The 13961-nt window shown below is 60.1% G+C and carries 13 protein-coding genes; all 13 read right to left on the reverse strand.

Annotated features, from left to right (window positions below):
* Window positions 1-12: 12 nt before the first annotated feature.
* Window positions 13-1083, reverse strand: a complete 1071-nt coding sequence (locus C2U47_RS05835; protein ID WP_010675621.1) for a LysM peptidoglycan-binding domain-containing protein — start codon at window positions 1081-1083, stop codon at window positions 13-15.
* A gap of 9 nt (window positions 1084-1092) precedes the next feature.
* Complete coding sequence (locus C2U47_RS05840) at window positions 1093-1674, reverse strand: YqaA family protein (protein ID WP_010675622.1); 582 nt, start codon at window positions 1672-1674, stop codon at window positions 1093-1095.
* On the reverse strand, window positions 1671-2288 hold the full coding sequence (locus C2U47_RS05845; RefSeq protein WP_010675623.1) for a protein-L-isoaspartate(D-aspartate) O-methyltransferase: 618 nt from the start codon (window positions 2286-2288) through the stop codon (window positions 1671-1673). The genes C2U47_RS05840 and C2U47_RS05845 overlap by 4 nt, the downstream gene beginning before the upstream one ends.
* 4 nt (window positions 2289-2292) lie before the next feature.
* The gene (surE, locus tag C2U47_RS05850) at window positions 2293-3054 is read right to left on the reverse strand and encodes a 5'/3'-nucleotidase SurE (protein WP_041211067.1); all 762 of its coding nucleotides are present in this window, start codon (window positions 3052-3054) and stop codon (window positions 2293-2295) included.
* Complete coding sequence (gene truD, locus C2U47_RS05855; RefSeq protein ID WP_043154863.1) at window positions 3035-4093, reverse strand: tRNA pseudouridine(13) synthase TruD; 1059 nt, start codon at window positions 4091-4093, stop codon at window positions 3035-3037. Before truD ends, surE begins: the two co-directional genes overlap by 20 nt.
* The gene (gene ispF / locus C2U47_RS05860; protein ID WP_043154801.1) at window positions 4093-4569 is read right to left on the reverse strand and encodes a 2-C-methyl-D-erythritol 2,4-cyclodiphosphate synthase; all 477 of its coding nucleotides are present in this window, start codon (window positions 4567-4569) and stop codon (window positions 4093-4095) included. The genes truD and ispF overlap by 1 nt, the downstream gene beginning before the upstream one ends.
* A 58-nt stretch (window positions 4570-4627) precedes the next feature.
* A complete protein-coding gene (ispD, locus tag C2U47_RS05865) occupies window positions 4628-5359 on the reverse strand; it encodes a 2-C-methyl-D-erythritol 4-phosphate cytidylyltransferase (protein ID WP_043154802.1) in 732 nt (243 codons plus the stop codon).
* Entirely contained in the window at window positions 5352-5669 is a 318-nt protein-coding gene (ftsB, locus tag C2U47_RS05870; protein WP_010675628.1) for a cell division protein FtsB, read from the reverse strand. Before ftsB ends, ispD begins: the two co-directional genes overlap by 8 nt.
* Window positions 5670-5846: 177 nt before the next feature.
* Complete coding sequence (gene eno / locus C2U47_RS05875) at window positions 5847-7148, reverse strand: phosphopyruvate hydratase (protein WP_043154803.1); 1302 nt, start codon at window positions 7146-7148, stop codon at window positions 5847-5849.
* Window positions 7149-7237: 89 nt separating this feature from the next.
* Window positions 7238-8875 (reverse strand): glutamine hydrolyzing CTP synthase, encoded by a 1638-nt coding sequence (gene pyrG / locus C2U47_RS05880; protein WP_010675629.1) that lies wholly within the window; start codon window positions 8873-8875, stop codon window positions 7238-7240.
* A 141-nt stretch (window positions 8876-9016) separates the two neighbouring features.
* Window positions 9017-9814 (reverse strand): nucleoside triphosphate pyrophosphohydrolase, encoded by a 798-nt coding sequence (gene mazG, locus C2U47_RS05885; protein ID WP_049636102.1) that lies wholly within the window; start codon window positions 9812-9814, stop codon window positions 9017-9019.
* Window positions 9815-9985: 171 nt separating this feature from the next.
* Window positions 9986-12196: a GTP diphosphokinase gene (gene relA / locus C2U47_RS05890; RefSeq protein WP_010675631.1), complete on the reverse strand. Its 2211-nt coding sequence runs from the start codon at window positions 12194-12196 to the stop codon at window positions 9986-9988.
* Between the two features lie 349 nt (window positions 12197-12545).
* The gene (gene rlmD / locus C2U47_RS05895; protein WP_049636103.1) at window positions 12546-13868 is read right to left on the reverse strand and encodes a 23S rRNA (uracil(1939)-C(5))-methyltransferase RlmD; all 1323 of its coding nucleotides are present in this window, start codon (window positions 13866-13868) and stop codon (window positions 12546-12548) included.
* Window positions 13869-13961: the final 93 nt, after the last annotated feature.

The following is a 13961-nucleotide window of genomic DNA, read 5'->3' on the forward strand; positions in this document are numbered from 1 at the left end:
CAGCTCTCTGAGTTAACGCTTTGGCAAATAGCCCATCGGGTTGATCGACTTGCCTTTGTACCGGATTTCAAAGTGCAAGCGCACATCCGGCGCATCCGTGCTACCCATATTGGCGATAACCGCTCCGCCCTTCACGGTGTCTCCCTCCTTGACCCTCAACTCATCGTTGTGAGCGTAGGCGGAGAGGTAGTCATCGTTGTGCTTGAGAATTATCAGCTTGCCATAACCTCGCAGTGCACTGCCCGCATAGACCACTTTGCCGCTGCTCGCAGCGTAAATGGGTTGGCCCTTCTGGCCGGAAATGTCGATGCCCTTGTTGCCTTGTTCCGCAACGGAGAAGCCTTCAACGATCCGCCCTTTGGTCGGCCAATGCCAGGAGAGTGTTGACGAGGAACTGACGGTTTTTTGTTCTTTCGCCTGAGCGTATGCTGTTGACGAGGCAGGAGCAATCGTTTTCTGAGCAATAAATGGTGTGGTCGTACCTGCCGGAGCCGTGGCCAGGGGTTTGGGCCCCGTGCTGGTCACAACCGGTGTGGTTGCTGCCACCATCTGACCACCCGAGGAACCCGCTCCCCCCACATTGAGCACCTGGCCCACGTGCAATGCATAAGGAGCCTGGAGGTTGTTGCGCTGGGCCAACGCCTGGTTGGAAAGACCGAACTGGCGACCGATGCTGCTCAATGTATCGCCACGGCGCACCTCGTAACTGCCAGACCCCGTCACGCTGCCACGACTGACAGGGCTGCCGACGGTTGCCACCGCCATAGGGGCGGAAGCGCCATCGAGCCTGAGCTGCTGGCCGGGATAAATGTTATAGGGGGGAGTGATGCCATTGATGCTGATAAGCGAAGCCACATCCATGCCAGAACGAAATGCAATGGAATAGAGAGTGTCTCCTTTGACCACGGTGTACCCGTTGCCTGCAATGCCGGGCTTGGTCATACCTTGACGCACGGGGATGGTCGAAGCGACCTGATCATTGCCCAGGCTGTGCACCGGAGCCGCAGTCTTGCTGGAGGAACAGGCAAGCAGCAGCCATGACAACACGACGACACCGCTACCTTGCCAAACACGCGAACACATAGTGGATCCTTAACGACTAAACCAGAAATAGGCCGCAACGGCCAAACCAATACAGAGCCAGCCCAGCACATCCACATAGTGCATCAGCTTGCGCTCCATCTTCTCGCCGCCCCAGCGCATCAGACCTGCAACCAGGAAGAAGCGCATGCCACGACCGATCAGCGAGGTCAGGATGAAAGGCAACAGTGCCATGTGGAGCAAGCCAGCCGTGACGGTAAACACCTTGTAGGGGATCGGCGTGAAGCTGGCAATAAAAATAACCCAGATGCCCCACTGCGCGAACCACTGCTCGGCCAGGGCAATCTTGTCCTCATAGCCAACCGAGGTCACCAGCGGCTGCACCACTGGCTCCCACAGGGCATAGCCGAGCAGATAACCAAACAGGGCGCCCAGCACCGAAAAGAGAGTGGCCAGCGCGGCATAGTGCCAGGCGCGATGAGGTTTGCCGAGCGCCATGGGTGCCAGCATCACATCCACCGGGATGGGCCAGAAGATGGATTCAATAAAGGCGGTGATGGCCAGATACCAGGGGGCATACTTGTGGCGTGCCCACTGCATCACCAGAACATAAAGGCGGGAAAACAACTTCACTCGACATCTCCGTCAATCAGGGGAACGAAACGTACCGGCTCCAGGATCCGGCTGGTGAGCTGGGAGCCCGATCGCTCGATGAGCTGCAGGGTCTGCTGACCATCACCCACCGGCAACACCAGACGACCACCGTCAGCCAGCTGATCGGTCAGGGCCTTGGGGACCTCACTGGCCGCCGCAGTCACCAGAATGGCGTCGAAAGGGCCCTTGTTGGGCCAACCTAGCCACCCATTGCCGTGCTTGGCCGACACATTGTGCAGATCGAGCTGGCGCAATCTACGCCGGGCCTGAAACTGCAGCGACTTGATCCGCTCCATGGTGTAGACATGCTCCACCAAGTGGGCCAGTACCGCCGTCTGGTAGCCCGATCCCGTCCCGATCTCCAGCACATGGGCTGGATCGTTCTGGATCAGCAGCTCGGTCATGCGCGCCACGATGTAAGGCTGGGAGATGGTCTGCCCATGGCCGATAGGCAGGGCCGTATTGTCCCAGGCCTTGTGGGCCATGGCCTCATCCACGAACAGCTGGCGCGGCACCTTCGCAATCGCCGCCAATACGCGGAAATCGCGGACATCCTGGGCAATCAGTTGATTCAACAGGCGCTGTACTATCACAACGTCATCCCTGCAGATCCAGCCACGCGCCCAGGGTCGACAGACTGCCGTAGGCCGTCATGTCGATGGTCAGGGGAGTGATGGAGACATAACCCTGCTCGATGGCGGCAAAGTCCGTTCCCTCTCCCGCATCCTGCTGGTTGCCGGGGGGGCCAATCCAGTAGACGGGCTGACCACGGGGATCCTCGGTGCGGATCACCGACTCCGCCCGGTGGCGATTGCCAAGACGAGTCACCCTGATCCCCTTGATCTGCTCGAGCGGCAGGTCCGGCACATTCACGTTGAGGATCTGATCCGCAGGCAACGGATGCACCATCAGCCCCCGCACCAGCTGGGCGGCGTAGTGGGCCGCACTGGCGAAATGAGTCTTGCCCACCAGCGAAACGGCGATGGAGGGGAAACCAAGATGACGCCCTTCCGTCGCGGCCGCCACCGTCCCCGAGTAGATGACGTCATCCCCCAGGTTGGCCCCGTGATTGATACCGGCCACCACCATGTCGGGCTCAGGGCGCAACAGTTCGTTGACCGCCAGATGAACGCAGTCGGTCGGCGTCCCCTTGACCGCATAACTCTTGATGCCGTGAAAACTGGACGCATCGAGGCGGGTGACCCGCAGCGGTACTTCCAGCGTCAGGGAGTGGCTGGCACCGCTGCGGTTGCGATCCGGTGCCACCACCACGACCTCGCCACAGGCACGCAACGCCTCGCTGAGGGCGCGAATGCCCTCGGCGTGTACCCCATCGTCATTACTGACCAGAATTCGCATCGGTTGAGTTCCTGAAACCGTGATCGGCCTCTTCGGCCAGCATTAACTCTCGTACCACGCTGGTGGCAAAGGCACCGGCAGGCAGGAAGAACGACAGGGTCAGCACCTCGCCCTCCCGTTGCCAGCTCATCTGCTCCGGCTTGAGCAGCAGCGGACGCCTGTCCTGATCCAGCCCGGCTTTCTCCAGTCCTTCGCACCAGTCACCATAAGGAGCCAGCACTTCTTGCTCGAACTCGGCAGCCGCGCCCTGGCTCGCCAGACGGCCACGGCCCCACTGGGGAGCGGTCAGCTGCACGTCTCCGGAGGCAAGGCGTGCCTCCAGCTCGGGAGTCACGCTCTCTTCGCTGAAGATGGAGTGGCTGCCCTTGAGCATCACGCAGTCGCCTGCCAGCAGCTGATGGGCCAGTCCCTGCTCGATGCGGGCGCTGACGATGGCATTGAACAGCATGCTGCGGGCGGCGGACAGATAGAGGGAGCGCTTGTTGCGATCCTTGATCCGTTTGCCGGCGAACATCGCCTTGGCGGCCTCCAGGTTGTTGCCACCTCGGCCGAAACGCTGCTCGCCGTAGTAGTTGGGCACCCCCTGGGTTGCTATCGCCTGCAAACGGGATTCCAGCCCGTCGGCCTGCTCCAGCCCGGTGAGACGCAGGGTGAAGTGGTTGCCCTTGAGATAGCCGACCCGCAGCTTCTTGTTGTGGCGCTTCACCTCAAGGATCCGGATGTTGTCGTTCTCGATGACCGAGAGATCCGGCTCGCCCTTGCCCGGCAGATGGATGCCGAACCACTGTTCGGTCACCGCATGGCGATCTTTCAGACCAGCCCAGGTCACTGCATTGCGGGCAACCCCGGCCGCATCGGCCAGCAGGCCAGCCACCCAGGCGGTATTCTCGCCAGTTTTGCGTACCCGGACGAAGATGTGTTCCCCCTCGCCGCAAGGTGCAAACCCGAGATCTTCATTGACCACGAAGTCGGCGGCCTCGGCCTTGAGGATGCCGCGAGCAGTGGGCGTCCCGTGCAGATAGGCAAGTTGTTCAAGCATCATTGTTTCACCAGCAAGACGACGGCTTCGGTGGCGATCCCTTCCTTGCGCCCCGTGAATCCGAGTTGTTCGGTGGTGGTCGCCTTGACGTTCACCCGGTTCAAATCACATTGCAGATCCGCGGCCAGCACGGCGCACATGGCGTCGATATGGGGGGCCATCTTGGGGGCCTGGGCGATGATGGTCACATCCAGGTTGCCGATGGCATAACCTGCGCGCTGCACGCGGGCAAAGACATCCCGCAGCAGGATGCGGCTGTCGATGCCCTTGAATTCGGCTGAGGTATCGGGAAAGTGGCGGCCGATGTCACCGGCGCCGATGGCCCCCAGCAGGGCATCGCTCACCGCATGCAACACCACGTCGCCATCGGAGTGGGCCAGCAGGCCCTGTTCATAGGGCACCGCCACCCCGCCCAGCATGCAGGGGCCGACCCCGCCAAACTTGTGAACATCAAAACCATGTCCGATCCGCATCATGCCTGCGCCCTCCTCAATACACGGAAATCTGTCTCATCAAAACCATGTCCGGTGCGGATCATGCCTGCTCCTCTGGGGATGAATCGGGTCGTGCCGACCGGCACGCACGTTGTTGCTGTAAATAGAGCCCGGCCAGGGAGAGATCTTCCGGCCGGGTCACCTTGATGTTGTCGGCCCGCCCTTCCACCATGCGCACGGGGAAACCGGCGCGTTCCATGGCGGAGGCTTCATCGGTGATGGCAGCGCCGAGCGCCAGCCCCTCCTCCAGCGCCCGCTTGAGGGGGCGGACCAAAAACATCTGGGGCGTCAGGGCATGCCAGAGCTGCTCGCGATCCACGGTGGCGAGGATATTGCCGGCCGCATCGGTGCGCTTCATGGTATCGCGCACCCGGCTGCCGAGGATGGCACCGCCAGAGGCCATGGCGGCAACAATGAGCGCATCGAGATCCTCATGGGTCAGACAGGGCCGGGCGGCGTCATGCACCAGTGCCCACTCCCCTTCTGCCACGTGCAACGCATTGAGCACGGAGAAGGCGCGCTCGCTTCCCCCTTCCACTCGCAGCACCCGCGGGTCAGTGGCCACGGTCAAGGTCTCAAACCAGCTGTCGTGGGGCGCCAGCGCCACGATCACACGGGCGATGGCGGGATGGGAGAGCAAACGCTCCAGGGTGTGCTCCAGAATGCATTTCCCTGCCAGGGACAGGTACTGCTTGGGGCAACTGGCCCCCATGCGACTACCAATACCGGCAGCCGGGACGATGGCGGTCAGGCCGCTCAGGCTATCAGTCATCGTAGGGGGCACCATCAGGCTCCGTCACCTGATCCTTTTCTTTGGGAATGATTCGGTAGAAGGTCTCGCCCTGCTTGATATAGCCAAGATCGTTGCGCGACAACTCCTCGATGGCCTCAAGGCCAGAGGTAAGATCGTCGATTTCCCGGTAAATCAGACTGTTGCGATCCTTGAGTACCAGGTTGTCCTGTTGCTGCCGCTCGATGGCGGTGGAGAGTTCCCGATAGTCGGAGAGGCCGTTTTTCCCCAGCCAGAGGTCATATTGCAGCCCTCCCAACAGGAGGAGCAGGATAAGAGTGAGTAGCCGCATGCACTGAGTCTCCTTCAAGCGGCCTAGTTTCCCATATTCGCAGGCAAGACAAAAGAAAGCCTGTGTGCCGGATGGGTTGGTCGGAATAAAAAATGCAGGTCGCACACGCCCATAAGCGCAGAACGAAAAAGCCCCGCCAGATGGCGGGGCTTTGTGAAGCATGAACGCAGGCGAAAATTAAGCCTGGTTCTTCACTTCTTTCAGACCACGGAACGGAGCCTTGGCACCCAGGGCTTCTTCGATACGGATCAGCTGGTTGTACTTGGCAACACGGTCAGAACGGCTCATGGAACCGGTCTTGATCTGGCCAGCAGCGGTACCCACAGCCAGGTCGGCGATGGTCGCGTCTTCGGTCTCACCGGAACGGTGGGAGATGACGGCAGTGTAGCCAGCGTCTTTGGCCATCTTGATGGCAGCCAGAGTTTCGGTCAGGGAACCGATCTGGTTGAACTTGATCAGGATGGAGTTGGCGATGCCGTTGTCGATACCGCGCTTCAGGATCTTGGTGTTGGTTACGAACAGGTCGTCACCCACGATCTGGATTTTCTTGCCCAGTTCGGCGGTCTGGTAGGCGAAGCCTTCCCAGTCGGATTCGTCCAGGCCATCTTCGATGGAGACGATCGGGAACTTGGTGGTCAGGTCAGCCAGGAAGTCGGAGAAACCGTTGGAGGTGAAGATACGACCTTCGCCCTTCAGGTTGTACTCTTTCTTCTCTGCGTCGTAGAACTCGGACGCAGCGCAGTCCATGGCCAGGGTGATGTCGGTGCCCAGTTTGTAACCGGCAGCGGCAACAGCTTCAGCGATCACTTCCAGCGCTTCGGCGTTGGATTTCAGGTTCGGAGCGAAACCACCTTCGTCACCGACGGCAGTGTTGTAGCCCTTGGACTTCAGCACTTTGGCCAGGTTGTGGAACACTTCTGCGCCCATGCGAACGGCTTCTTTCAGGGTCTTGGCGCCAACCGGCTGGATCATGAACTCCTGGATGTCGACGTTGTTGTCGGCGTGCTCACCACCGTTGATGATGTTCATCATGGGCAGCGGCATGGAGTAGACACCCGGGGTGCCATTCAGCTCGGCGATGTGGGCGTACAGCGGCATGCCTTTGGCAGCAGCGGCAGCTTTGGCGTTGGCCAGGGAAACAGCCAGGATGGCGTTGGCGCCGAACTTGGATTTGTTCTCGGTACCGTCGAGGTCGATCATGATCTGGTCGACAGTGGCCTGGTCCTTGGCATCTTTACCCAGCAGAGCCTGAGCGATCGGGCCGTTGACGGCTTCGATGGCTTTCAGCACGCCTTTACCCAGGAAACGGCTCTTGTCGCCGTCACGCAGTTCCAGCGCTTCGCGGGAACCGGTGGACGCGCCAGACGGAGCGGCTGCCATACCAACAAAACCACCTTCCAGGTGAACTTCGGCCTCAACGGTCGGGTTACCACGGGAGTCGATGATTTCACGACCGATCACTTTAACGATCTTGGACATGTGTATTTCCTCAGGTTTCGTAAAAAAACAACAAAAATATGCCAAAAAAAGCGGCTGTGGCACAGAGCCCCAACCGCATTTATTTTCAATTACTTCAAATTACGCTTCTGATACTCGCCCGCCGCCTTCACAAAACCGGCGAACAGGGCGTGGCCATCACGGGGAGTCGAGGTGAACTCCGGGTGGAACTGCGCGGCCACGAACCAGGGGTGATCCGGGATCTCGATGATTTCCACCAGCTTCTTGTCGGCGGAGAGACCGGTCACCTTCAGACCTGCCGCTTCAATCTGCGGCAGCAGCTTGTTGTTCACTTCATAACGGTGACGGTGGCGCTCGTAAATGGTCGGGCTGCCGTACATCTGACGGACCTTGGAATCTTCCACCAGGTGGCAGAGCTGGGAGCCCAGACGCATGGTGCCGCCCAGATCGGACTTCTCGGTCCGGGTCTCGACGTTGCCTTCATCATCCACCCACTCGGTGATGAGACCGACCACGGGGAACGGGCTGTCTTTCTTGAACTCGGAGGAGTGAGCCCCTTCCATGCCCGCCACGTTGCGGGCGTATTCGATCAAGGCAACCTGCATGCCCAGGCAGATACCGAGGTACGGGATCTTGTTCTCGCGGGCATATTTGGCGGCCAGAATCTTGCCTTCCACGCCGCGTTCGCCGAAGCCACCCGGTACCAGGATCGCATCCAGACCTTCCAGCAGCTCGGCGCCACGGGTCTCGATGTCCTGGGAGTCGATGTACTTGATGTTGACGGAGAGACGGGTCTTCAGGCCACCGTGCTTGAGCGCTTCGTTGACGGACTTGTAGGCGTCCGGCAGAGAGACATACTTGCCCACCATGCCGATGGTGACTTCGGCAGTCGGGTTGGCCTCTTCATAGATGACCTGTTCCCACTCGGCCAGGTCGGCTTCTTTGCACTCGATGCCGAAGCGCTCGGTGATGTAGCCGTCCAGCCCCTGGGATTTCAGCAGCGCCGGGATCTTGTAGATGGAGTCGACATCCTTCATGGAGATGACGGCGCGCTCGGGCACGTTGCAGAACAGGGCGATCTTGGCACGCTCGTTGGCCGGAATGGCGCGGTCGGAGCGGCAGATCAGCACATCCGGCTGGATACCGATGGAGAGCAGCTCCTTCACGGAGTGCTGGGTCGGCTTGGTCTTCACCTCGCCGGCGGCGGCCAGGTAAGGAACCAGGGTCAGGTGCATGAACATGGCATTGTTGCGACCCACGATGGCCGCCAGCTGACGAATGGCTTCAAGGAACGGCAGGGACTCGATGTCGCCCACGGTACCGCCCACTTCGACGATGGCAACCTGATGGCCTTCGGCACCGGCAATCACCCGCTCCTTGATGGCGTTGGTGATGTGCGGGATCACCTGGATGGTGGCGCCCAGATAGTCACCACGACGCTCCTTGCGCAGCACGTCCGCATAAATGCGGCCGGTGGTGAAATTGTTGCGGCGGGTCATCTTGGTGCGGATGAAACGCTCGTAGTGGCCCAAATCCAGATCGGTTTCGGCCCCGTCCTCGGTTACGAACACTTCACCATGCTGGGTCGGGCTCATGGTGCCCGGATCCACGTTGATGTACGGGTCCAGTTTCATGATGGTCACATCCAGACCACGGGCTTCCAGAATGGCTGCCAGAGAAGCTGCGGCAATGCCTTTGCCGAGGGATGAAACAACGCCACCAGTCACAAAAATATATTTGGTCGTCATGCTGAACCTGAAAGAAGTTTAGGGAATTTTAAGGGGTGCTTCGGGGATGAAGCAGGACGGGGAAACAGTATACCAAAACCCCCACTCCCAAACAATGAACAAAAATCTATCAGGCTCCCCGCCGCCCCGTCTTGCGCCAAATCAACTTTGCTCGGTTTCCTTGGCCTTGTCCCAGGCCTCGTCCAGCTTCTCCAGGGAGCAATCCGTCATTTTCAGACCTTCTGCGGCAATAAAGTGTTCAACCTGACGAAAACGACGCTCAAACTTGGTGTTGGCAGCCCTCAGCACCTGCTCGGGATCCTTGCCCAGATGGCGCACCAGGTTGACTGTGGCGAACAAGAGATCACCAAGCTCGTCGCTCACCCGCCCCTCGTCCACATCCGCCATCAACGCCTCTTCCATCACCTCGTCGATCTCCTCGTGGATCTTGTCCACCACGGGCCCCAGCGTCTTCCAGTCAAAACCGACGGTAGCGCAGCGCTTCTGGATCTTGGCTGCCCGGGTCAGGGCAGGCAGGGAGAGGGGGATATCGTCCAGCACGCTCTCCTTGTCGAGCGCCGCACGCTCTTTGGCCTTTTCCGCCTCCCAGTTCGCTTTGACCGCCTGCTCGTCACCCAGGTCGGCATCGGAGAAGACATGGGGGTGGCGGCGAATGAGCTTCTCGCTCACGGTATCGACGATGTCGGCAAAGTCGAACAATCCCTGCTCCTTGCCGAGCTGGGCATAGAACACGACCTGGAACAGCAGATCACCGAGCTCCCCCTTCAGCCCTTGCCAATCTTCGCTCTCGATGGCATCCGCCACCTCGTAGGCCTCCTCCAGGGTGTGCGGCACTATGGTCTGGAAGCTCTGCTTGAGATCCCAGGGGCAGCCCCCGTTCGGGTCACGCAATCTGGCCATGATGTCGAGCAGTTGGGGAAGGTCGTAGCGTTGGGACATGGGTAACTCACTTTCGATTCGGTAAATGGGGTTCATCAATATCCGCTCACGCCACTGTTCCACATGATGTGGAGCCATGGCGGACGGAGATGGGGCGCGTGATATCCGTCTTCAATGCTCTGCAAGGAGGGAGAAAATGCAGACCGGCCACTGGGGCCGGTCGGTTGAGCATTACAGCCGCTTGGCGCTGATCACGTCGTTGAGCTGACTGAGCTTGGCCAACGCCCGGTTGAAGGCGTTGATGTTGTAAATCTCCAGCTCCATGTCTATTTCGGCGGTCTGCTCGCGCACGTTGGAGCGCGAACGCACTCCCATCACGTTGATCTTCTCGTTGGCGAGCACGGTGGTGATGTCGCGCAGCAGGCCGGATCTGTCGTTGGAGAGAATGCGGATGGTGAGACCGTAACCGCCGGAGTAGTTCTCCCCCCAGACCGCATCGATCAAGCGCTCCGGGTTGCGACGCGACAGCTCCTTGAGCTGCTCGCAATCCTCCCGGTGGATGGAAACCCCCCGTCCCATGGTGATGAAGCCCTGGATGGCGTCCCCCGGGATGGGCTGGCAGCAGCGGGCGATGTGAGTCATCAGGTTGCCCACCCCTTCCACTACTATGTGATCCTTGGGTTTGGGGCGGAAGGGCACATTGGCCTTCTGCTCCAGCTTCTCCAGCAGACGGCGATCTTCTTCTTCCGCCGTCGGCTTGTTGTAGCGGGTATCCAGATAATTGAGCAGCTGGTTGATGCGGATGTCGCCGCTGCCGATACCGGCCAGCAAATCTTCCAGCTCCTCCGCATGGAAGCGCTCCAGCACTACCTTGTCCACCTTGGAGAGGGTGAGGTTGTGTCTGTCCAGCTCTTTCTCCAGCAGCTCCTTGCCGGCGGCGATGTTCTTGTCCCGGTCCAGCTTTCTGAACCAGGTGGCCACCTTGGCCCGCGCCCGGCTGGAGCGCAGGAAGCCGGCGTTCGGGTTCATCCAGTCGCGGCTCGGGTTCGGCTCCTTCTGGGTGATCACCTCCACCTGATCACCGGTTTGCAGCGTATAGGTGAAGGGCACGATACGACCGTCGATCTTGGTGCCGATGCAGCGGTGACCGATCATGCTGTGCACGTGATAGGCGAAGTCGAGCGGCGTCGCCCCTGCCGGCAGGTCGATGACATCGCCCTTGGGAGTGAAGACATAAACCCTGTCCTCGAACACCTGACTGCGCAGATCGTCCAGCAAGGAGCCGCTCTCCGAGAGGTCCTCCTGCCAGGCGAGGAGTTTGCGCAGCCATTCGATCTTGTCTTCGAAGGTGCTGGTCTTGGCAGCGGCCTGGGCCCCTTCCTTGTAGCGCCAGTGCGCAGCCACACCGAGCTCCGCATCCTGATGCATCTGCTCGGTACGGATCTGGATCTCCACCGTCTTGCCCTCCTCCCCCACCACCACGGTGTGGATGGACTGGTAACCATTGGGCTTGGGGTTGGCGACATAGTCGTCAAATTCGCGGGGAATATGGTGGAAATGGGTGTGAACGATACCGAGCGCCGCGTAGCAATCCTGCAGCCGCTTGGTGATCACCCGCACCGCGCGCACATCGAACAGCTCGTTGAATTCGAGGTGCTTCTTCTGCATCTTGCGCCAGATGCTGTAGATGTGTTTCGGTCGGCCATAGACCTCGGCCTCGACGCCGGCCTCGGCCAGGGCATCGCGCAGAGACTGCACGAATTCACGGATGTAGCGCTCGCGGTCGAGCCGTTTCTCGTCCAGTTGCTTGGCGATCTGCTTGTAGGTGTCCGGGTGCAGGTAGCGGAAGGCGAGATCCTCGAGCTCCCACTTGAGCTGACCGATACCGAGGCGGTTCGCAAGGGGAGCATAGATGTTGGTGATCTCCTGGGCCATCAGCACCCGGGTCTCCTCATCCGCTTTCTTCGCCTCACGCAGGCAGGCGATGCGCTCCGCCAGCTTGATGACCACGGCGCGCACGTCCTCGACCATGGCGAGCAGCATGCGGCGCACGTTGTCCACCTGCTCCGGCGAGGTTTCGCTGCGGTGAAGGGTTTGCAGGGAGCGGATGGCCTCCATCTCCAGCACCCCTTCCACCAGCTTGGCGATCTTGGGGCCGAAGTCCTCGTTCACCTTTTCCTGGCTGATGAGACCGGCTTCGACGAAGGGATAGAGAATGGCGGCCTTGAGGGTGGCGAGATCCATGCTGAGCATCAGCAGGATGCCCACCATCTCGACCCCGCGCACCAGCAGGCGGTTGGTGAGCGCTTCGTCACCCAGGGTCAGGCAATACTGGTAGACGGTTCGCAGCTGATTCTTGTCACTTTCACTCAGGGTAAGGGAACTGACCCACTCATCCAGAGTGAAATTGTCTTTCAAATGAATATCGCGCACCGCAACCATGGTATCAATCCTTAAAAGTGTGGGGTCGAAAGCCGATGCTCTCCTCATCCCCTCATCAACTGATGACTGCCTCAAATGGGGATGCATGAAAGAGTTTTCAAGGCATGTCACCGCGCAAGGTGACAGGGCTCTTCCCCGCATCCGATCCACTATCGACAACCTAGATTACCCTAATCACTCCCGCTCAAACAGCGCTGCCGCCGCTGGAAAACCAAGATAACCGCATTCTGCCCTGCCCGTTGAAGGCAGCGAAAAACACCTGTTTTACCTCACTCTGGCAGCATCATGCACATCGAAAAATCATCACGACCGCATCTTGATTCATCCAGAATAATGCGGTCGCCTCGACTCAGCCCCGTTCGAACAGCGCCATGGACTCCAGATGACCAGTGTGGGGGAACATGTCCAGCATCCCCAGACGGGTCAGCTTGTAGCCCCCCTGCACCAGCACCTGACTGTCACGGGCTAGGGTGACCGGGTTACAGGAAACATAGACCACCCGTTTGGGGGAAAGTGCCACCACGTGGCTCATCACCTCCAGCGCCCCGGGTCTGGCCGGATCCAGCAGTACCAGATCGAACCCTTCCCGGGCCCAGGACATGCCCACGATGTCGCCGCTCAAGTCCGCCTTGTAGAAGCGGGCGTTGTCGATACCGTTGCGGCGGGCATTCTCCTGTGCACGCGTCACCATGGCGAACTCCCCTTCCACCCCCACCACTTCGCGGGCCTGACGGGCCAGCGGCAGGGTGAAGTTGCCGATGCCGCAGAAGAGGTCCAGCACCTTGTCATCCTTGCCTGCGTCGAGCCAGCTCAATGCCTGCTCCACCATGCGCTGGTTGACGGGCCCGTTGACCTGGATGAAGTCGCCGGGAGCGAATGCAAGAGATAGGCCATCCAGCGTGTAACTTGGCTGAGACTGTTGACGCAGAGGTTCGATCTGCTCGTCCGCCGCCTGCAGATAGAGGTCTATCCCCTGGGCGGTGGCAAACTCGGTCAAGTGCGCCCGATCCGCCTCGGTGGGGCGACCGGTGTGGCGCAGCAGCATCAGAATGCCCTGCTCCCCCTGAATGAGTTCCGCATGGCCCAGTTCGCGCTGGCTTTTCAACCGGTTGAGGCATTCGCGCAGAGGGGCGATAAGAGCAGAGAGGGGCTCGGCCAGCACAGGACAGCCGGCAATCTCTACCAGATCGTTCGACTGGCGACGACGAAAGCCCACCCGGGTACAGCGACCGTTCTTGTCAAACTTGATGGCCAGACGGCAGACCCGGCGGTAGGCGCGGGACTCCCCCGTCAGCGCAGGTGCCAACGCTGGCGCCTGGATGTTGCCAAGGCGCTCGAACAGGCTGACCAGTCCCGCCTCCTTGGCCGCCAGCTGATCTCCCTCTCCCAGGTGCTGGGCACTGCAACCGCCACACTCGCGATAGTGGTCGCAGAAGGGGGCGACCCGGTTGTCCGCCGGGGTCACCACCTGTTGCAGGGCGGCGTGGGCATAGTGCTTCTTGTCGTCGATGATGCGGGCCTTGATGGCCTCGCCGGGCAGCGCCCCTTCGACGAAGATGGCCTTGCCCTGATGACGGCCGACGCCGACACAGTGGTGATCCAGACTGTCTACCGTAAATTCAATACGTTGGGGCTGGGTGGATTTCTTTTGGGGCTTGAAAAACTGGGCCATAAAACTTGGTGCCTATAGGTGGCTATGTCATGATTGTGGAATCTGCGGCAGACCATTGTCCCACAAGAATAATCGTATGACCAAATACGGCCT

The sequence above is a fragment of the Aeromonas sp. ASNIH7 genome (genome assembly GCF_002903485.1).
GTDB lineage: Bacteria > Pseudomonadota > Gammaproteobacteria > Enterobacterales > Aeromonadaceae > Aeromonas > Aeromonas caviae.